The organism is Lysinibacillus sp. UGB7, from assembly GCF_049058285.1.
Taxonomy (GTDB): domain Bacteria; phylum Bacillota; class Bacilli; order Bacillales_A; family Planococcaceae; genus Lysinibacillus; species Lysinibacillus sphaericus_B.
On sequence record NZ_JBMGUV010000010.1, the window covers coordinates 1 to 20,018 of the forward strand.

Genomic DNA, 20,018 nt, shown 5'->3' on the forward strand with positions numbered 1-20,018 from the left:
TAATTGGGGTGCAGTTCATTATAGTCTTGGGGTTTTTTCTATAGGTATTGTCAGATTATTGTCATTAGAACGACTCTGATAGTTTTGACGATGCTTCGTCGAAAGGATATTGCTCTATATAGTCGGCTTGAACTGCAAGTCGTTTTGTACCATTATCAGCACATGTAATGAGAGTCAAAATAGTTTTATCAGGAATATCATCAATAACGAAAACATCTGTAGCTGAGATGATTTCCTTTGTAGTTAATTTATATTCATAAACATTCGTTAAATCTGATAAATAAATCGTATCGCCGACTTTAGCATTGTACAATGGGCTGAATAAAATATCCTTTTCTTCAAAGTAGTGGCCTGCTAACGCATAGTTCCCTTTTCCGAACTTTTGATTAGGCTTCATAGTTCCTGCTCCAACAGCAAGTGAGACATTACCAACACCTTTGACGATAGGCAGTTGCATTCCAACACTTGGTACAGCAATACTACCAATGACAGGCATTTTATCTAACTTCGTTTGAGCCTTTAAAACCTCACCAATGGAAAGAGATTGCACCGCTTCAAATTCAAAATCTGCAGTTGCATTTTTGTTTTCTTCAATATCTTCAGTGCTGTAATCAGTTGTAGTTAATTGTTCGCTCAAATGAGCAATAATAGCATTTTGTATAGGATTAATAAATATTAGTAGAAGGCCGATGATTAGCATACAAATCAGGAGTGTCAGTTTAAGTTTCTTCATTATGGTCACCTCCAAGTGTGTTTTATGTAATGAAGAGCAAACACCGCTGATAGGTCTAAGGAAAGCGCCAATAAGAGTATAACTTCGCTGATAGAACCTAACTTTGCGCTGACAGTCTTCAGTGGATTTTAAAAAAGGATAGAGCGTTAAGTTGCTCTACCCGTATCACTTATTATTTATCGCTAAAGCGAACGCCTGCAACGCCAATATGGTTTTTAGACATTTCTTCGATGAAAACTGTCACGGTTTCAGCAGGTGCGTTGACTGTGCGAGAAACGGCTTCTGTTACTTCCTTTACTAGGGCGCGTTTTTGTTCGTCTGTACGACCTTCAATCATTTTCACTGTTACGTATGGCATAATATTGCCTCCTTTATGGAATTATGTTGTATAGTTAGTTTATAAGGAAATATAAACTTCTTACTTAGTGTTTAGGCATTCGCGTGACAAGTAAAAGTCGCTTTAATCAAGGTTTCCGATATACCTCGGATGGCGTGGCGACGTCAGGAAAGTGCGCGAATATGCTTTACTTTATAATAGCAGAATGGAGGAAATTAAAGTATGGCAAATGAAGAAAAACCAAAACCAAAAATGGGTTTTACTATTATAAAAAATGACCCAACGGATGGCCATAAAGGCTTTGGTGTCGGCTCGCTTTCACTGGAAAACGTGTCACCAGTCATTATTGACATAGAAGAGGGTAGAGCATCGGTTGAAATTGGTGCTATGCATGCACGTAGTGATGTAGAACGAGGTATTAAATTTACGACTGATCGTGCCGATTCTGAGGGTGGAAAGCCATACTGGTTAGTATGGGTGACAATTGATCATAAACAGGATGGACCTTACTATGCGGGAGTGACAGCCTGTGAAATGGTGGTAAATCGAGAAAAACGTCGTGGATATAAAATTTTAGCTGATCACGTTAACAAAATGGATAAGTCAATGAAGCGTCATATACTGGTAGAACATATGGATGCGCCTTCTAAAAAAATACTTGCTTCTTTCCTTGAAGAGCTCAATCCAGAGCTTTGGACACGTAGTGAGGAGCAATTACGTCAAGACTTATTTGTATAAACAACCTGCAATGATTGAACAATCTGTGACATTTTACGATCGCTTTCGATATAAGGTTGAAAGTGGTTGTGAAAAAAAGTACACTTGATGCAGAGCTTACATTTTAGTAAGCTAGGACACTTGGTCTCGCGAATTGAGATGAGCGCTATGCGGCATTTGAACAACCCAAGCCGAATGCCCCATGATTCTCATCCTTTCCGCTGACCATAAAACAAGAAAAGCTTTCTGTTCCCACGGACACGTCTCCGGGGAAGAGAAAGCTTTTTTTTATTTATAATTTTTGTCGAGAGCGTTCACTAATTATAACGTGTCTTACCCATAAAAAGTTCCTTGTGCCTTGCATTTTTATCCTTGTCCTTTAAAAATGGAGAACGGTAGCATATTCCAAAACTCTCCCCATGTATTGCTATCGAGAATATCGAAGTTCGTACACTTTTCTGTCGGAACATCTTGAGTATTGAGATAAACGAGACGTTGTTTTGGACAGGCATCTGTTGCCAGTTTACCTGTTTCAATATCGATTACGACACCTTTAACATCCTTTGGTTTTGAGAAATCTACATTTTTAGTGCCTTTGTTGACATTTTCCATGAAGTCTATCCAAATTTGCTTTGTAGCAGCCATGTCTTCTTTTGCAGATAGGTTTTTGCCCTGATCATAGCCGTTCCAAACGCCAGCTGTTAAATTCGGCGTATAGCCGATTAGCCACTGATCACTATTGGTAGAACCTGACTTTGCAGCATACGTATGTGTCATACGAGAGCGGATCGCAATCCCTGTAGCAGGCGAATAATCACTAAACACTGGATCGAAAATACCTGTCATCATTTCAGTTAGAACATAGGCATCTTCTTTGGAAATTACTGTCTCTGCTTTTTTGTCGACTTCTTTATTTTCGTAGATAATATCACCATTAGCATTTTTAATGGAAATAATGGTTGTCGGTAACGTTTTTTGACCTTGAGACGCTAGAATATTATAAGCATTAGCCATCTCATATAACGTTGTTTCAACGGTCCCAAGAGCAAGCGATAAATTGTCTTTAGCACCAATACTCACACTAAAACGGTTTGCCATATCATGGAAGTTTTTGAATCCGATATCTTCTAGTGTCTTGACCGCATAGATGTTATCGGAAATCGCTATGGCTTGTGCCATCGTCATATCATGCTCTGCAAATTCACCGTTCACGTTTTTAGGTGCGTAGGTTGCACGGCCATTATCATAGGTGAAAGTTGTTTGTCCAACATCTAAGAAAGTCAGTGGTGTATAACCATTTTCTAAAGCAGCGGCATACAAAATTGGTTTAATAGTTGAGCCTGGCTGCCTTTTTGCTTGTGTGACCCGGTTAAAGGAACTTGTTGCATAATCCCGACCACCGACGAGCGCTGTGACAGCACCTGTTTTAGATTCCATACTGACGAATGCGGCTTGTAAGTCGTTAGCAGGCATATTACTAGCAACTGCTTCTTCAGCTGCCTTTTGGTGTCCTTGGTTGAGCGTTGTTTGAATGGTCCAGCCACCTTCACTGATGTCTAGATTTTTTGTTTTCAGGATTTCACTAGCTTCTTGCCAAGCAACGTCTAAGAAATAGGGCGCGATGGACTTAGAAGCTACCCACATTTCATTTTTTAAGACCAGTTGTTCATCTTCAGCACGTGTCTTTTCGGCTTGGGTAATGGCACCTTGATCGGCCATAAGTTTTAAAATAACATGTTGACGATTGGTCGCCTTTTCAAGATTGGCGATGGGCGAGTAAATACTTGGTCCTTTGGGGACACCTGCTAACATAGAGGCTTCAGCTAGCGTCAAATCACTAGCAGACTTCCCGTAGTAATACCTACTAGCTGCTTCTACACCATACATGCCATGTCCATAGTACACTGTGTTTAAATAGCCCTCTAAAATTTCATCCTTGTCATAAAAAACTTCTAATCTATAAGCATATATTGCCTCATTTGCTTTCCGTGTCCATGACTTCTCATGGGATAAATACAGATTTCGAGCGTACTGTTGGGTGATTGTACTTGCACCCTGTACTTTACTACCTGCTTTAATATCAACTAAAATCGCGCCAGCAATACGGGAAAAGTCAAAGCCGTTATGCTTATAAAAATCTTTATCTTCAACGGCAACGGCTGCTTTTACTAAATAGGGTGACATCTCATAAAGATCGACCCAATAGCGACGCTCATTTTTAAAGTGATCCCCAATCTGGTTGTCGTTTTCGTCTAAAAATATTGAAGCTTTTGGTACGGTTAATGGCGGTGCACCAGCCACTTGCACATAGACGCGTAACGCTATGAATGCTACTACAATTGCAGATGCAAAGGCGACAAAAAGTGTAAATGCTTTGCGTGTACGTTTCACACGCTTTTGCTTACGTTGATAACTTTTTCTTTTCATCTGACTTCACCTCGTTTTCTCACAACTTAGCTTTAGTATGTGTCTGAACATTCTTATTTAATCGAAATTATAAGCAAAAACTATTGCACTTTATTCAAAAACATCTATACTTTTTTTGTACTGTTTGAAATGATAGCATTCGACAAAAGTATCACACTTTGTAGATTTTACTCGAATTTTGCTAGTCGTTCCAATAAAGTATACGAGGATGCGGGTATTGAGGTTTCATTACAAACCTGTAAGTCCATAAGTGAAGTTACGATAGTAGTGAATTTCAAAAAGTTAAGTTCATATATTAATGGAGGGCTAGAAATGAGATTTGATGAAGCTTATTCTGGAAATGTTTTTATAAAAAGTCATCCGACGTATGAGGATGCGCAGGCGGTTATTTATGGCATGCCGATGGATTGGACAGTTAGTTATCGCCCGGGCTCTCGCTTTGGCCCACAACGTATTCGTGAAGTATCCATTGGTCTGGAAGAATACAGTCCATATTTAGACCGGGAATTAGATGAAGTCAAGTATTTTGATGCAGGAGATATTCCACTACCATTTGGGAATGCACAACGTTCACTAGATGAAATTGAAAAATTCATAGTGAAATTATTAGAAGATGGCAAAATTCCTGTCGGCATGGGTGGCGAGCATTTAGTGTCATGGCCGGTGATGAAGGCCGTTTCTGCAAAATACCAAGATTTAGCGATCATTCACTTTGATGCGCATACAGATTTACGTGTTGAATATGAGGGAGAACCACTTTCTCACTCGACACCGATACGCAAAATTGCAGAGCATATCGGGCCAAAAAATGTGTATTCATTTGGTATTCGTTCAGGCATGAAGGAAGAATTTGATTGGGCAAAAGTAAACGGAATGCACATTTCGAAGTTTGAAGTGCTAGAGCCATTAAAAGAAGTATTACCAACACTAGCAGGCCGTAATGTATACGTTACAATTGATATAGATGTGCTAGATCCAGCGCATGCACCAGGTACGGGGACAGTGGATTGTGGCGGTATTACATCAAAAGAATTACTAGCGTCGATACATGCCATTGCAGCAAGTGGTGTGAATGTAGTAGGATTTGACCTAGTTGAAGTTGCCCCAATCTATGATTCGTCTGAAATGACAGCGAACACAGCCTCGAAATTGTTGAGAGAAATGATTCTAGGTTGGGTGAAATAAAGTAGCAGTAATGACTATAAAATTCAGCGACGAAAGCGAAGCAATAGTCGCAAACAGATAATATAAAAGGGTATTCCATATTTAGTAAAATGGAACACCCTTTTATTTATATTTATAGTTCTGCTACAGCCTCTTTAGCACAGCCTCCATTTTTTGAAGAGCCAATATCGTTTCAGCTTGAATACCATCTGTAGCAGACTTGCCAGTAACTGGATCCGCTGAAGTTTGACCAGAAATATATAAATGACCGTTACTAATGGTTCCTGGCGTATAATGCCCTGTAGGTTTTTATCTAAAAAATATGAGCTTCATTTAACTACCTCCTAAAACGTCTGTAATTGATTTAAGCCGACATTGCCACCTGTAATAAGGAAGCAAATATTGTCTTTTTTGGCAATTGGCAAAATACCCTGAAGAGCAGCCCCAATACCTATGGAGGAGGATGGTTCTGCCATAAACTTTCCTTCTAATAGCAAGGTTTTCATTCCTTTATATATAAAATCTTCATCTACACTAACAACGCTATCAACAAGTTTTTGAACAATGGGGAAATTTCGCTCACCAGGTTGTAAAGGTAAGAGAGCATCTGCCAACGATTTTTGTTCTTCTAAAAGTAACCTTTCGCCGGCCTTTAAGCTCTTTGCGTAGCGTGAAACGCCAGCAGGTTCAACCCCGATAACTTTGATGTGTGGTGCTAAAGACTTTATAGCTGTTAAAATGCCACTAATTAGTCCACCACCACCAATTGGAACAACGATCGTATTGACATGAGGCAACTGCGCTAAGATTTCTAACCCTAACGTTCCTTGTCCCGCCATAATATCATAGTCATCATATGGGTGAATGACAGCGTATCCATGTTCCAAACTTAGTTTTTCTGTTATTGCATGTCTTTCGGTAAGCTTACATTGCACAACGTCTGCTCCAAGTGCACGTATACCTTCAACTTTAATGATTGGTGCTGTATCTGGTAAAACAATTGTAGCTTGAATATTTAATAACTTTGCTGCGTAAGCAACACCTTTACCGTGGTTACCGGAGGAAGCGGCAACGACACCTTGTCGTAATTGTTCAATTGGCATCGAAAGCATTTTATGGAGGGCACCACGTATTTTGAATGAATTAGTTTTTTGCATATTCTCTGCTTTTACATAAACGTTGCAACCTAAAATATCGTCGAGTCCATACAAACGTACAACTGGTGTTTCAAAAATATAAGGTGCAATTTTTATTTGGGCAGCTTGAATCTTTTCAAGTGTTAACATATAGCAACCCTCGCCTCATTAGTAGATTGAATGTTCTGAATTAATAGTTTAAATGTATTCTTTAAGGGAATACCTGTCAATAACTTTAGTGGATAACTACGTAACAAATCGGTGATCAGTCCAAAGTTAACAAAGGGAAGGCGTGTGCTGGAAATCACATAATGCAAAAATGCACATATGAAGTAGCTTCTATGTTTATTGCGCATGACAAAACTTTTATCTTTTTCTGCCAAACAATGAAACATCCCTTACTTCTATCTTGAAAAAAAGGTGGCATTCATCCTATAATAAAAAGGTTATAGTAAAAAGAATAAAAGGGAGCGTCCATGATGGTGAACGAAGCAAAATCGCAGGTGAACATTAAGCTCATTTCTACGATTCGTCCGATTGATGGTGAGTCCGAAACATTTGAAATGTGGTTGAATGGGCAATTATTTGAAAAAGCAGATAGTCTGTATTTGAAATATGAAGAAGTGCAGGAAGAGAAAACAATCCGCACGACGATGAAGCTAGGTAAGGAACGGGCACTTATTATGCGTGCTGGAGCAGTAAAAATGCGCTTACCACTCAATACTGTTGAACAACAAACAGGACATTATGAAAGTGAATTCGGTTCGATGCCACTCATGACTAGAACGAAAAACATGGCGTTTACAAGACAAGCAGTAAGCGGAGATTTCTATGTGCAGTACGACTTACTAATGGGTGGGCAATCCGTCGGCAATTATACATTAGACATTACATTTACGGAGGTAAAATGATGAACGCAGTAGAACAAGTACAACAAGCCATTAAAGCGGCGATTGCACAGGCTGTTGAAAAAGCAGGCTTAGTCGAAGCTGGCACAGAATTAAATATTCACCTTGAAACACCAAAGGATAAGGCAAACGGTGACTATGCAACAAACATCGCGATGCAATTAACAAAACTAGCAAAAAAACCACCTCGTGCAATTGCAGAAGCGATTTTGGAAAACCTTGAAATAGCAGGGACGGATATCGAGAAAATAGAAATTGCAGGTCCTGGTTTCATGAACATTACTGTTCGTAAAGATTTCTTAGCAGGTGTCGTAACGGCGGTACTAGAGCAAGGGGCTAACTATGGTCGTTCGAATGCTGGTGCAGGCGAGAAAGTTCAAGTAGAATTCGTATCAGCAAATCCGACGGGTGATCTTCACTTAGGTCATGCGCGTGGTGCATCTGTTGGGGATTCATTATGTAATGTACTAGATATGGCAGGCTACGCGGTATCTCGTGAATATTACATTAATGATGCCGGGAATCAAATTAATAACTTAGCTTACTCATTAGAAGCACGTTATAAACAAGCTTTAGGTATGGATGCTGACATGCCAGAGGATGGCTACCACGGTCAAGATATCATTGACATCGCTGGTAAACTGGCGAAGGAGCATGGCGACACGATTTTAGCAAATCCTGATGAACAACGTTTTGCTTTCTTCCGTCAACACGGTTTAGCATTAGAGTTAGACAAATTAAAAACGGACCTTGCGAATTTCCGTGTAAACTTTGACGTATGGTATTCTGAAACTTCATTATATGAAAACGGCAAAATTGAAGTAGCGTTAGATAAATTAAAAGGAAATGGTCATGTTTTTGAAGAAGAGGGTGCTACTTGGTTCCGTTCGACAACATTTGGCGATGACAAAGATCGAGTATTGATTAAAAACGATGGTTCTTTCACATACCTGACACCTGATATCGCATACCATGAAGATAAGATTGTGCGTGGTTTCGATAAGCTAATTAACATTTGGGGAGCAGACCATCATGGGTATATTCCACGTATGATAGCGGCTATTCAAGCACTAGGCTATGATCGCGATACACTGGAAGTAGAAGTTATTCAAATGGTTCAGCTTTACAAAAACGGTGAGAAATTCAAAATGTCAAAACGTACAGGGAATGCAGTGACAATGCGTGAGCTTGTAGAAGAAGTCGGTTTGGATGCAGTGCGTTACTTCTTCGTGAAAACTGCAGGGGATTCTCATATGGACTTTGACCTTGACCTTGCTGTATCACAATCTAACGAAAATCCAGTGTACTATGCGCAATACGCACATGCACGTATTTCTTCCATTTTACGTTCTGCAAGTGAACAAGGCTTTGCTGCTTCAACAGACAATCTTAACTTGTTAACTGCTGAAAAAGAAATTGATTTATTGAAAAAAGTGGGTGACTTCCCGAAAGTAGTGGCTGATGCGGCTAAGCACCGTACCCCACACCGCGTCGCAAACTATATTCAAGAAACAGCAGCAGCGTTCCACAGTTTCTATAATGCTGAAAAAGTACTAGATGCTTCAAATAAACAACTAACAGAAGCTCGTTTAGCGCTTATAACAGCAGTGCGTACGACAATTGCAAATGCTCTACGTCTAATTGGTGTATCAGCGCCAGAAAAAATGTAACTATAATTTTTAGCCCTCGGCACATTAGTGTGTCGGGGGCTTTTTGCATATAAGTGGATGGTCGATACGGATAAAGTTGCGGAAGTGACGGATAGAACTGTGAAAGTGATGGATAAAACAGCGGAAGTGACGGATAAAACAGTGAAAGTGATGGATAAAACAGCGGAAGTGACGGATAAAACAGTGAAAGTGATGGATAGAACGGCCGGAATGTCCGAAATGACTTATTCGTCTGCTTAGAGTAATATTTTTTCTAAATATTACAAAAATGTTGTTGAAGTTTACGTTAACGTCAATGATATACTGAGGGTAATTGTGAAGGGGGGGATTGGATGTGAAGACGATACAAGAGGTGGCAAAGGAGTTTCACGTTTCAACACGCACCATTCGTTATTATGAAGAGCTTGGATTGCTAAATCCGGATCGTTCCAATACCAATCAGCGAACCTTTTCAAAAAAGGAAATGGCAAAACTAAAGCTCATTTTCCGTGGAAAGCGTTATGGCTTTTCATTGGAAGAAATAAAGGAGATGGTGTTGCTTTTTGATTTTGACCGGACAGGTATTCAGCAATTACAACGAACAGTCGTATATGGAGAACAAAAAATGCAAGAGATTGATGATAAAATAGCTGAGCTTCAGCAAATGAAAAGGGAATTACAGCAATTGCATGGCATGTTTAATGAAAAATTAACTACTCTAAAGGGAGAGATGCACGATGAATAGTTCGACTTTGTTAGCACGGAATGCCCGAAAGTATGCAAAAAATGAAGCGGTTATTTGTCACGGACGAAGAGTGACATATCGTGAATTAGATGAGCAAGCGACACAACTTGGTCATGTTTTATTGCAACAAGGCGTAAGACAAGGCGATAAAGTAATAATTTTCATGCCGAATGTAGTAGAGTTTGTCGTCAGTTATTTTGCCATTCAACGTATTGGAGCAATTGTTGTACCTGTCAATGCGAAATTTACCTTGCCTGAGGTCGAATATGTCGCGCAACATGCGGAAGCAAAGGCGATAATTGTCCATGACGCAATTTTTACATCCGTCGAAAACATGACACGGATTCCTATTAAAATTAAAACAGGTCAAGTAATGGCTGGCTGGTTGAACTATGAAGCACTTATCCAAAATGCAAGTAAACAAACCATTGATTGCCAGCTCAATGAAGACGATGCATCGACAATTTTATATACTTCCGGTACAACAGGTAAACCTAAAGGCGTGCTCTTTAGCTACCGAAATATTTTAACAGTAGCGCAAATGATTGCTGTGGAAATGGAAGTAAAGCCGGAAAGCCGCATACTACTGATGATGCCATTAACCCATTCAGCGCCACTACACTTATTTTTAATGGCTGGTGTGCTTGTAGGGTCAACAAATGTTCTGACACCAATTTTTACGCCAGATTTATTTATCGATGCGATTGAACAGGAAAAAGCGACGCACTTTTTTGGAGCGCCAGTGGCCTATTTATTAACAGCACAACTACCAAGATTGAAATCAGCCGATTTATCTTCGATGAAGTGGTGGGTTTATGGGGGTGCTCCGCTATCTCAACAAGAAGTAAGTTTCATAGAAAAAGCATTCCGAACAGATAATTTAACTTGTGTTTACGGCTTAACAGAGGCTGGACCAAGTGGTTCATTATTGTTCGGAAAGGAACATGTGTTGAAGGCAGGGAGTATTGGTCAGCGTGCGCCACTCGGTACAGAATTACGCATTATTAACGACAAAGGCGAGGATGTGGCTGTTGGGGAAGTAGGCGAAATTGTATTATTGGGTGAGGGAAATATGATGGGTTATTACAAGGATGAAGTGGCCACACAGGCTACATTCATAGACGGCTGGCTGAAAACAGGAGATTTAGCTCGTTTTGATGAGGATGGCTATATTTGGGTAGTTGATCGCAAGAAGGACGTTATCATATCCGGTGGTGTGAATATCTACCCGAAAGAAATTGAGGATTGTTGCTTAAGCTACGAAGGTATCTTTGAGGTTGCTGTTATCGGTGTTCCCCATCCGCAGTGGGGCGAAACTGCAAAGGCGATTTATGCCTCGAAGGTAGAAATTAATGAGGAAACACTCATTGCTTATTTGGAAGAACATCTAGCAAAATATAAAATTCCACGTCTTTTCGAACGTGTGGAAGCACTCCCACGAAATGCATCAGGTAAGATATTAAAGCAATCTTTGAAGGGACAAGAGGTGAGATAATGATGAAGGTTTTACAACAGGAAGAGACTAAGACTTCAAATTTTTTCACAGAAAATGATACGTTGCAAAAGGTATTAGAGATGATGCTAGATGAAGAGTTCTTAGAGTTTGCAAAGCGTGAACTAACAGATTTTGGTGAGCTTTGTGCTGGTGAAATTGATGTAAGAGCAAAGCATACCGACAGAGCAGGCGAACCTCGACTACAAAGATATAACGCATATGGTGACGAAGTATCAGAAATATGGGTTAATGACGGCTATAAAAGAACAATCGAAGAAACGTATAACACAGGTATAGTAGGGTATGTGCATAAGGAGATTCCACAACTAGGTAGGAAAGGTAATTATGTGTATAGCTTTGCGCAGGGTTATTTACTGTCTCATGCAGAGCCCGGTTTCTATTGTCCAGTAACTTTAACGATGGCTACAGCGTATTTACTCGACCATTATGCGAGCGATGAAGTGAAGTCACGTTTTTTACCACATGTTTGCGCGACAGGTAATACGCCGCTTTATGAGGGAGCCACATTTTTAACTGAGCGACAGGGGGGCTCTGATGTTGGAGCAAACGTTGTCAATGCAGTACTGGATGGGAATGAATATCGATTATACGGTGAGAAATACTTTGCATCGAATGCAGGGATGTGTGGCGTTGCAATGGTATTAGCACGTATGGAGGATGCACCAAAAGGATCCAAAGGTTTAACGCTCTTTGCCGTACCTTGGCATCAAGAGGATGGTTCCATCAATAATCTTCGGATTCGACGTTTGAAGGATAAGCTAGGTGTCAAGGCGGTACCATCAGGGGAAGTTGAGTTCGATGGAGCACTTGCATATGTCGTTGGTGAGCCAAATAAAGGGATTTATTATATGTTGGAAGCGCTTAATTTGTCTAGAATTTGCAATGCTGTTGCCTCGATTGGTATTATGCGCCGAGGGTATTTAGAAGCGAAGCATTATGTAACAAATCGCCATGCATTCGGGCAGCCGTTAACACAATATCCTATGATTAAAGATACATTAGGGAAATTTGCAGCAAAGTTACATGTAGAGGTTGCAACTGTCTTTGATGTCATTCAATTGTACGATAAGGTAACAAGTGGTCAGGGCAATGAGCAGGACATTATTATGAATCGTTTGAACATCGCAATCATGAAAAAAGAAACAGCTGAGCAAGCCGTGCATTATGCAAGTGAAGCGATTGAACTACATGGTGGAAATGGCTATATTGAAGATTTTGTAACGCCTCGTTTACTGAGAGATGCGCAAGTACTCACAGTGTGGGAAGGGACAGCCAATATTTTAGCATTAGAGCTTATTCGCTTAGTGGATAAGTTTCAGGCACATGAATTGTTTGTTCAAGCCATGCAAGAGCGATTGGCGAAGTTAACTGCTAGTCCATTGCTTCAAATTGTAGCTGAGCAACTTGAAAAGTTAGTAGTGACATTACAAACCTTCAGCCACTTAGATACAGCAATGAAAACATTTGAGGCAAAAAAAGTGGCAGAGAAAATGGCACATTTATATGAAAGCGTCGTAGCAGTAGAATGGGCAGAAAAATTTGGTGGCAAATATGAAATGCTCGCAGACATCTATTTAGAGGACACATGGGCATTGCGTGAAATCGGTGCCCCTATGAAAACTGTGCAGTATTTTGCGGAAATCATCTAGCTATAGTGAGCCGTCTCAAAGTCATTGAGACGGCTTTATCTGTGTAAGGTTTATCGTTATATCATTCTATTTTCATGTATAATGAAAACAACTGAATATTATAAAGGTTCTTTACTAAGTAAAGTGAAAAGGGAAATCGGTGTAATTCCGACGCGGTCCCGCCACTGTAAGTGTGAGTTTTTTCAATCTACGCCACTGAACATCTTTCGGGAAGGCATGAAAAAACGAATAGCACACGAGCCAGGAGACCTGCCTTTATAGAGCAACACGATACAGCCTACGAGGATAGGGTGGTGGAATTTTGCGTATGTATTTATGTGCAAACACGCCCCTCATCTTTTGTGATGAGGGGTGTTTTCAGTTTTATAAGGTTGTTTCGATAAATTAAAGATTGTGGGCGATAAATTCTCAAAGTGGGGCGATAAAATGCAAAAGTTTATCGATAAATCAAAAAAACAGAGCGATAAAATATGCGCACAGACAGGTTAATTAGGGAGGATTTACAGTGAAAAAGTATTGGAAAATAGGATTGTCAGCATTTCTAGCAATGGGCTTACTTGCGGCATGTAATAGCAAGGACACGAAAAACGACAATCCTGCATCAGAGCAACAGGCAACCCCGCAAGTAGAAGAAGCAACATTCCCGCTTACGATGACAGATGTTACTGGTAATGATATTACACTAGAAGCACCACCAGAGAGAATTATATCGCTGATACCAAGTAATACGGAAATTTTATTTGGACTTGGTTTAAATGATGAAATTGTTGGTGTCAATGATTATGATGATTTTCCAGCAGAGGCGGCTGACAAAGAGAAAGTAGGCAGTACGGAGTTTAATATTGAACAAATTATTGCACTTTCACCAGATATCGTTTTTGCGCATGAGTCAGGGATTGCGTCTCTAAAAGGTGCAATAGAGCAACTAGAAGCAGCTGATGTCAAGGTATATGTTGTAGCAAACGCAGATAACTTTAATGAGACATATACCACAATTGAGCAATTAGGGCGTGCAACTGGGAAATCATCAGAAGCTGAAAAAATGATAGCAAATATGAAAACAAAAACTGAAGAAGTGCAAGCGAAATTGAAGGACGTGGAGTCAAAGAAAGTCTTTGTAGAGACATCTGATGAACCAGAAATTTATACACCTGGTAAGAATACATTTATGCAGGAAATGCTAGACATGATCCATGCAGAAAATATAGCGGCTGATACGAGTGACTGGTACAAAATTGATGCTGAACAAATCATTGCAAAAAATCCAGATGTCATTGTGGTGACATATAATTATGTACCAGATATTTTAACGAAAATTCCCCAACGTGCTGGATTTGATACAATTACTGCCGTGAAAAATAATGCGATTGTGCAAGTAGATGAAAATATGACAAGTCGTCAGGGTCCACGTTTAGCTGATGGTCTTGAAGAATTAGCTAAAGCCATCTACCCAGAGGCTTTCGAGTGAGTAGAATAATTTTTGCCTATGTCACAGCGATTACGCTTCTAATCATTAGCATTTGGTGTGGCGTATCGATAGGCTCGGTTCACATTCCACTAGAAGTATTGTGGAATAAGGCGGCAAATGAAACAGCTGCCAATATTTTGTGGAAAATTCGCATGCCACGTGTCATGTTGGCAGGACTTGTAGGGGCGTCCCTTGCGATTGCAGGGGCAGCATTTCAAGGTTTATTGAAAAATCCTCTAGCAGATCCATATACATTGGGTGTTTCGTCTGGAGCGTCTGTAGGGGCAGTTATGACGTTGTTTTTTGGTATTTCTATTCCAGTTGTTGGCCTATACACATTGCCAACTTTTAGTATGATTGGTGCGGTGTTAACAATGGTAGCTGTTATGAGCTTTGCTAGGTTAGTTGACCGGTCACTAAAAATGGAAACACTCATTTTAACGGGCGTTATTTTTAGTTCGTTTTTAGGTTCTCTTATTTCGTTAATGATTGCTTTAACTGGTGAGGAGTTACGACAAATTATCGGCTGGCTACTTGGTTCGGTATCCATGCGTGGATGGCCATATGTGCAAATGATTGCACCGTTTGTTGTGATTGGCTCGACGATGCTTTGGACGCAAAGAAGAGAGTTAAATGTTCTTTTGTATGGAGAAGAGCGCGCGAAGCATTTAGGGGTTAATGTGAAACGTAGTAAATATTTGATTTTAGCTGGCGGCTCTATGCTGACAGGAGCAGCGGTTGCGGTTTCTGGAACAATTGGGTTTGTTGGTTTAGTGGTACCGCATATGACACGGATGATTTGGGGTTCAGATCACCGTCATCTATTGCCATTATCTTTTTTAAATGGAGCTACATTGCTTATTATTTGTGATTTAGTGTCACGTACGATTATCGTGCCACGTGAGTTGCCAATTGGTGTTATTACTGCGTTTATTGGCGCACCTGTTTTTTCGTATATTTTCTATAAGCAACGAAGAAGCAAGGGGGTACGCGTATGATTATTGTTGAACATTTATCAGGTGGCTATGAAAGCGTACCGATTGTCAAAGATGTAAGCTTTACAGTTGAAAAGGGGAAGATACTCGGCATTTTAGGACCAAATGGTAGTGGCAAATCGACGTTGCTGAAGGTAATCAGTGGCATCTTACCAGCAACTTCAGGCACTATTCAGATAGACGGAAAAGATATGAATTCATATAACGCCCGAGCATTGGCGAAGAAGATGGCAGTACTACCACAGCTACATGCCAATGCATTTTCAAATACAGTGCGTGAGGCAGTGTCACTTGGACGTTATCCCCATCAAACAGGATTCTTTTCGAGCTGGTCAGTGGTAGATGAGCAAGCTGTTCAATACGCGATGGAGCAAACAGGTGTCACACGTTACGAACATACCCCGATGGAAATTTTATCGGGTGGTGAGCAACAACGTGTATTTGTAGCACAGGCTTTAGCACAAACAGCGGAAATTTTACTGCTGGATGAGCCGACGAATCATTTAGATATCGCCCATCAACGACAAATTTTAGATATGGTACGAAAAGAAGCACTTGAATGTGGTTTAACGGTTATTATGGTATTGCATGACATGAATTTAGCCTCGCTTTATTGTGATGAATTATTGCTCATGGAGAGTGGGCGTATGCGTGCATTTGGTGCGCCACATGAAGTATTGATTGCCTCACAAATCGAAGAAGTATATCAAGCGAGAGTCACGACTTACGCACATCCTGAAATTCCGAAACCCCAAATTACGATGATGCCAGCAGCGAGCGAGCATCAGCAACGAGCTGTTATCGTAAAAGAAGATTTCAAGGTAACAACAGCTTATATTCAATTAAAATCAAATATTCCTTTAAAAACAGTGTCCTCAGCAGTACATAATCCGGGTATTGGGTGGTATGACTGCCTGTTAAATCGTTCCGTTCAGGGTAATTATGACATTCATGATGTGAAGCAGGAGGTCGCTGAATTTTTACAAAGAGAACACTTTTCGTCGACAAGTACGGTGGTAATGCTAACAGCCGTTTCAACAGAGCTCGTCGCACTTCGTGAATATAAGGCTTCCTTCGGTAGTGTATTTGTCGTCGTCACTGCAGGTGTTGGCAATGCTGTGGATGTGTCACGTACGCATGAAAGACAAGATGAACCATATATTGGTACTATTAACACGTGGGTTGTGATTAATGGGTGTTTATCGGAAGAGGCATTTTTCCAAGCGATGATGACTGCCAATGAGGCGAAAACAAAAGCATTACAGTCAGAAAATATTCGTGATGAGCGCTCGAATACAGTTGCGACCGGCACCGCGACAGATAGCTTACTGATTGCCGCAACACAAAATGGTGAGGAAATGTCTTATGGTGGTCCGATTACAAAGGTAGGCAAGATTATAGGTAAAGGTGTTTTTGAGACGACGGTGCAGGCAATTCAAAATTATAATATGAAGTATAGGAGCTGAGTTGAATGAAACTTTACACAAAAACAGGCGATACAGGTAAAACAAGTCTGATCGGTGGACGTGTCGATAAAGATAGCTTACGTGTAGAAACATATGGTGCAATTGATGAACTAAATTCATTTATCGGTAAGGCAGTAAGTGAATTAGATCGCGAATTATTCAAAGACATTTTAGTGGATTTAGAAACGATTCAGCATGAACTTTTCGATGCAGGTGGTGATCTTGCAAATGTCATGAAGGAACGTCATTATAAACTTGCAGAAGAACCGATTGTAGTATTGGAGGGGCGTATTGATGCATTATCTGATGAAGCGCCGCCACTAGAACGCTTTATTTTGCCAGGTGGAGCACCAGCAGCAGCAACACTACACATTGCGCGTACAGTTGCACGCCGAGCAGAGCGTCAAATGGTAACGCTGATGAAAGAAATCCAGGATGTACCAACAATTGTACAAAAATATTTAAATCGCTTATCTGATTATTTATTTGCGGCTGCACGTGTTGTCAATGCACGCTTAAACGTAGCAGACATTGAGTATATTCGAAGTGGAAAAGTATTTAAAAAATAGCGAATACCTACATCTAGGCATAATTGATTCAGAATTTTGACTTGTACGTAGGCTTGCCTGAGTGCTTTCGCTACTCTATATATTTGCTACAGGGCCACCTTGAAAATTTCAGGGTGGCTTTTTTTCTTGTGAAGTGTAAGAATATAAAATTATCAGAAATATTTTTGATTTGTGTTGACTGAATGCTCACTCATTTATTAGAATATGAGTATAGTAACAAAATAGCGTACATTTACGCATGAACTAGCAAATTTAACACAAAGAGAGAAATTACGACAAGCTAAGGGGGGACCAACCATGAATCCATTACTAATTGCAAACATTGTCTTAACAGTCGTGGTTGTGCTTTATGCAGTAGGATTATTTTTCTATCTGTTAAAAACACGCTACAAGTTTGTACAACTGGGGAAAAAGGTTGAGTTTGATGAAAGTGTTCAAGAACGTATTCGTTATTTAATGGTCAATGTATTTGGTCAAAATAAGCTATTAAAAGATCCGAAAAGTGGTTTAATTCACGTCATGTTCTTTTATGGTTTCTTGATGGTACAGTTAGGTGCTGTTGATTTAATTTGGAAGGGATTAGCACCAAATTCCCATTTACCACTAGGGATTTTCTATGGTGTATTTACATTCTTCCAGGAGTTAGTAGTGTTAATGATTTTGGTAGCGGTAGTGTGGGCGTTTTACCGTCGCTACGTTGAAAAGCTAGTGCGTCTAAAACGCGGTTGGAAAAATGGTTTAGTATTAATCTTCATTGGTGGTTTAATGGTATCAACATTATTTGCAAATGGTATGGGCTTAATCTGGCATGGCGAAGGCTTAACTTATACGGAACCTGTAGCATCAGCAATCGCAGCTATCTTTGGCTTTTTACCAGCATCTGTAGCAGCAGGTGTTTTCTATGTCATGTGGTGGGCACATTTATTAATCCTATTAACATTCTTAATTTATGTACCACAATCGAAGCACTTCCACTTAATTGTGAGTCCAATTAATGTGTATATGAACCGTTTAGATCGTACGGGAACGTTAACACCAATTGACTTCGAGGCACTTGAAGAAGCGGGTGAAAATGCGGACAGTGAAGATGATATTCCAGCCATAGGTGTTGGACGTATTCAAGACTTTACGCAAAAGCAGATGCTCGATTTATATTCTTGTGTAGAATGTGGTCGTTGTACAAATATGTGTCCGGCAACAGGAACAGGAAAGATGCTGTCACCAATGGACTTAATCGTCAAGCTTCGTGATCATTTAACATTTACAGGGGCGGTTGTCACAAAGCAAAAACCGTGGGTGCCATATCAATTCTTTGCTAATACAAAGGGGAATCAGCTAGCAACGGCTGCTGGTGCTGAGGGCGCAATCATGGAAGACTTTTATAGCCCTTCTTTAATAGGTGAAGTAATTACTGAAGAAGAGATTTGGGCATGTACAACTTGCCGTAACTGTGAAGACCAATGTCCAGTAATGAACGAGCATGTCGATAAAATTATTGACCTTCGTCGTTATCTAACGATGACTGAAGGAAAAGTAAATCCAGATGCACAGCGCGCGATGACAAACATCGAACGTCAAGGTAATCCTTGGGGGCTAAACCGTAAAGAAAAAGAAAATTGGCGTGACCTTGATTCAACTATCAATATCCCGACGGTGAAAGAACTGAAAAAATCGGGCGAGGACATGGAGTATCTATTGTGGGTAGGGTCTATGGGTGCATTTGATAACCGTTCACAAAAAATTGCTTTAGCCTTCTGCCGTCTATTAAATGAGGCTGGAGTGAAGTTTGCGATATTAGGAAATAAAGAGAAAAACTCAGGAGATACACCACGTCGTCTAGGGAATGAGTTTTTATTCCAAGAGTTAGCGACAGCCAATATCGATGAGTTCGAGAAAAATGATGTGAAGAAAATTGTTACGATTGACCCGCATGCATACAATATCTTCAAAAATGAATACCAAGATTTCGGCTGGAAAGGTGAAGTCTATCACCATACAGAGCTACTAAATCAATTGATAGAAGAAAATCGTCTAGCCATGAATTATGAAGTCGATGAGACAATTGTCTTCCATGATTCTTGTTACTTGGGTCGCTATAATGATGTGTATGATGCACCACGCGAGATTCTTCGAGGTATTCCAGGCGTTAAGCTTGTGGAAATGGAACGTAATCGCGAAACGGCAATGTGCTGTGGTGCAGGTGGCGGTTTAATGTGGATGGAAGAGCATGTTGGAAATCGTATTAATGTAGCAAGAACAGAGCAAGCTTTAGCAACAAATGCATCGGTGATTTCTTCTGGCTGTCCGTACTGTTTAACAATGCTAGAGGATGGAACAAAGGCAAAAGAAGTTGAAGATACAATTAGTACGTTCGATGTTGCAGAGTTATTGGAGCGTTCTGTATTCGGTGAGAAAGTGAAAGTTGTTGAAGCGCCAACTGAAGGAGTATCAGAAGAGATGTTAGAAGAGGTAGTCGCTTCAGTGGATACTATGGAAATTGACGAGAAATAACTACTTGCTAAGAAAATAGCTGATTATT

General features: G+C 40.2%; 17 protein-coding genes, 1 pseudogene and 1 riboswitch. Of the genes and pseudogenes, 13 read left to right on the plus strand and 5 right to left on the minus strand.

What is annotated here, in order from left to right:
• Window positions 1-64: 64 nt before the first annotated feature.
• Together ACOMCU_RS10840 and ACOMCU_RS10845 are read right to left on the minus strand one after the other, a co-directional pair.
• Complete coding sequence (locus ACOMCU_RS10840; RefSeq protein ID WP_421050167.1) at window positions 65-733, minus strand: class A sortase; 669 nt, start codon at window positions 731-733, stop codon at window positions 65-67.
• Between the two features lie 172 nt (window positions 734-905).
• Window positions 906-1,091 carry a 2-hydroxymuconate tautomerase gene (locus tag ACOMCU_RS10845; protein WP_010857917.1) on the minus strand — a complete coding sequence of 62 codons (186 nt, stop codon included), beginning with the start codon at window positions 1,089-1,091 and terminating at the stop codon, window positions 906-908.
• A gap of 201 nt (window positions 1,092-1,292) precedes the next feature.
• Here ACOMCU_RS10845 and ACOMCU_RS10850 point away from each other — a divergent pair, with 201 nt between their 5' ends.
• Window positions 1,293-1,808, plus strand: coding sequence for a YwhD family protein (locus tag ACOMCU_RS10850; protein ID WP_010857918.1), 516 nt, complete (start codon window positions 1,293-1,295; stop codon window positions 1,806-1,808).
• Window positions 1,809-2,153: 345 nt separating this feature from the next.
• Here the strand turns inward: ACOMCU_RS10850 and ACOMCU_RS10855 are convergent, their stop codons facing one another.
• Window positions 2,154-4,214, minus strand: coding sequence for a transglycosylase domain-containing protein (locus ACOMCU_RS10855; RefSeq protein ID WP_421050168.1), 2,061 nt, complete (start codon window positions 4,212-4,214; stop codon window positions 2,154-2,156).
• Window positions 4,215-4,526: 312 nt separating this feature from the next.
• Here ACOMCU_RS10855 and speB point away from each other — a divergent pair, with 312 nt between their 5' ends.
• Window positions 4,527-5,399: an agmatinase gene (speB, locus tag ACOMCU_RS10860; protein WP_010857920.1), complete on the plus strand. Its 873-nt coding sequence runs from the start codon at window positions 4,527-4,529 to the stop codon at window positions 5,397-5,399.
• A 123-nt stretch (window positions 5,400-5,522) separates the two neighbouring features.
• Here the strand turns inward: speB and ACOMCU_RS10865 are convergent.
• A pseudogene (locus ACOMCU_RS10865) lies at window positions 5,523-5,672 on the minus strand (RidA family protein); the annotation flags it as partial.
• Window positions 5,673-5,722: 50 nt separating this feature from the next.
• Window positions 5,723-6,664, minus strand: a complete 942-nt coding sequence (locus ACOMCU_RS10870; RefSeq protein ID WP_421050169.1) for a threonine ammonia-lyase — start codon at window positions 6,662-6,664, stop codon at window positions 5,723-5,725.
• Window positions 6,665-6,993: 329 nt separating this feature from the next.
• Between ACOMCU_RS10870 and ACOMCU_RS10875 the strand changes: the two genes are divergently transcribed.
• The 11 genes from ACOMCU_RS10875 to ACOMCU_RS10925 all read left to right on the plus strand — a co-directional run bounded on the left by ACOMCU_RS10875 (window position 6,994) and on the right by ACOMCU_RS10925 (window position 19,990).
• Complete coding sequence (locus tag ACOMCU_RS10875; RefSeq protein ID WP_421050170.1) at window positions 6,994-7,425, plus strand: DUF1934 domain-containing protein; 432 nt, start codon at window positions 6,994-6,996, stop codon at window positions 7,423-7,425.
• Complete coding sequence (gene argS / locus ACOMCU_RS10880) at window positions 7,425-9,092, plus strand: arginine--tRNA ligase (RefSeq protein WP_421050248.1); 1,668 nt, start codon at window positions 7,425-7,427, stop codon at window positions 9,090-9,092. Before ACOMCU_RS10875 ends, argS begins: the two co-directional genes overlap by 1 nt.
• 57 nt (window positions 9,093-9,149) lie before the next feature.
• Window positions 9,150-9,332 (plus strand): hypothetical protein, encoded by a 183-nt coding sequence (locus tag ACOMCU_RS10885; protein ID WP_421050171.1) that lies wholly within the window; start codon window positions 9,150-9,152, stop codon window positions 9,330-9,332.
• Between the two features lie 94 nt (window positions 9,333-9,426).
• Window positions 9,427-9,816: a MerR family transcriptional regulator gene (locus tag ACOMCU_RS10890; RefSeq protein WP_010857943.1), complete on the plus strand. Its 390-nt coding sequence runs from the start codon at window positions 9,427-9,429 to the stop codon at window positions 9,814-9,816.
• A complete protein-coding gene (locus ACOMCU_RS10895) occupies window positions 9,809-11,311 on the plus strand; it encodes a class I adenylate-forming enzyme family protein (RefSeq protein ID WP_010857944.1) in 1,503 nt (500 codons plus the stop codon). Before ACOMCU_RS10890 ends, ACOMCU_RS10895 begins: the two co-directional genes overlap by 8 nt.
• 2 nt (window positions 11,312-11,313) lie before the next feature.
• Window positions 11,314-12,981 (plus strand): acyl-CoA dehydrogenase family protein, encoded by a 1,668-nt coding sequence (locus ACOMCU_RS10900; protein ID WP_421050249.1) that lies wholly within the window; start codon window positions 11,314-11,316, stop codon window positions 12,979-12,981.
• An 87-nt stretch (window positions 12,982-13,068) separates the two neighbouring features.
• Window positions 13,069-13,253: riboswitch (cobalamin riboswitch) on the plus strand.
• Between the two features lie 233 nt (window positions 13,254-13,486).
• The gene (locus ACOMCU_RS10905; protein ID WP_010857946.1) at window positions 13,487-14,449 is read left to right on the plus strand and encodes a helical backbone metal receptor; all 963 of its coding nucleotides are present in this window, start codon (window positions 13,487-13,489) and stop codon (window positions 14,447-14,449) included.
• A complete protein-coding gene (locus ACOMCU_RS10910) occupies window positions 14,446-15,447 on the plus strand; it encodes a FecCD family ABC transporter permease (protein WP_010857947.1) in 1,002 nt (333 codons plus the stop codon). The genes ACOMCU_RS10905 and ACOMCU_RS10910 overlap by 4 nt, the downstream gene beginning before the upstream one ends.
• Window positions 15,444-16,910, plus strand: a complete 1,467-nt coding sequence (locus tag ACOMCU_RS10915) for an adenosylcobinamide amidohydrolase (RefSeq protein WP_421050172.1) — start codon at window positions 15,444-15,446, stop codon at window positions 16,908-16,910. The genes ACOMCU_RS10910 and ACOMCU_RS10915 overlap by 4 nt, the downstream gene beginning before the upstream one ends.
• A 5-nt stretch (window positions 16,911-16,915) precedes the next feature.
• The gene (locus tag ACOMCU_RS10920; protein WP_219361274.1) at window positions 16,916-17,479 is read left to right on the plus strand and encodes a cob(I)yrinic acid a,c-diamide adenosyltransferase; all 564 of its coding nucleotides are present in this window, start codon (window positions 16,916-16,918) and stop codon (window positions 17,477-17,479) included.
• A 297-nt stretch (window positions 17,480-17,776) separates the two neighbouring features.
• Window positions 17,777-19,990, plus strand: a complete 2,214-nt coding sequence (locus ACOMCU_RS10925) for a heterodisulfide reductase-related iron-sulfur binding cluster (protein WP_421050173.1) — start codon at window positions 17,777-17,779, stop codon at window positions 19,988-19,990.
• Window positions 19,991-20,018: the final 28 nt, after the last annotated feature.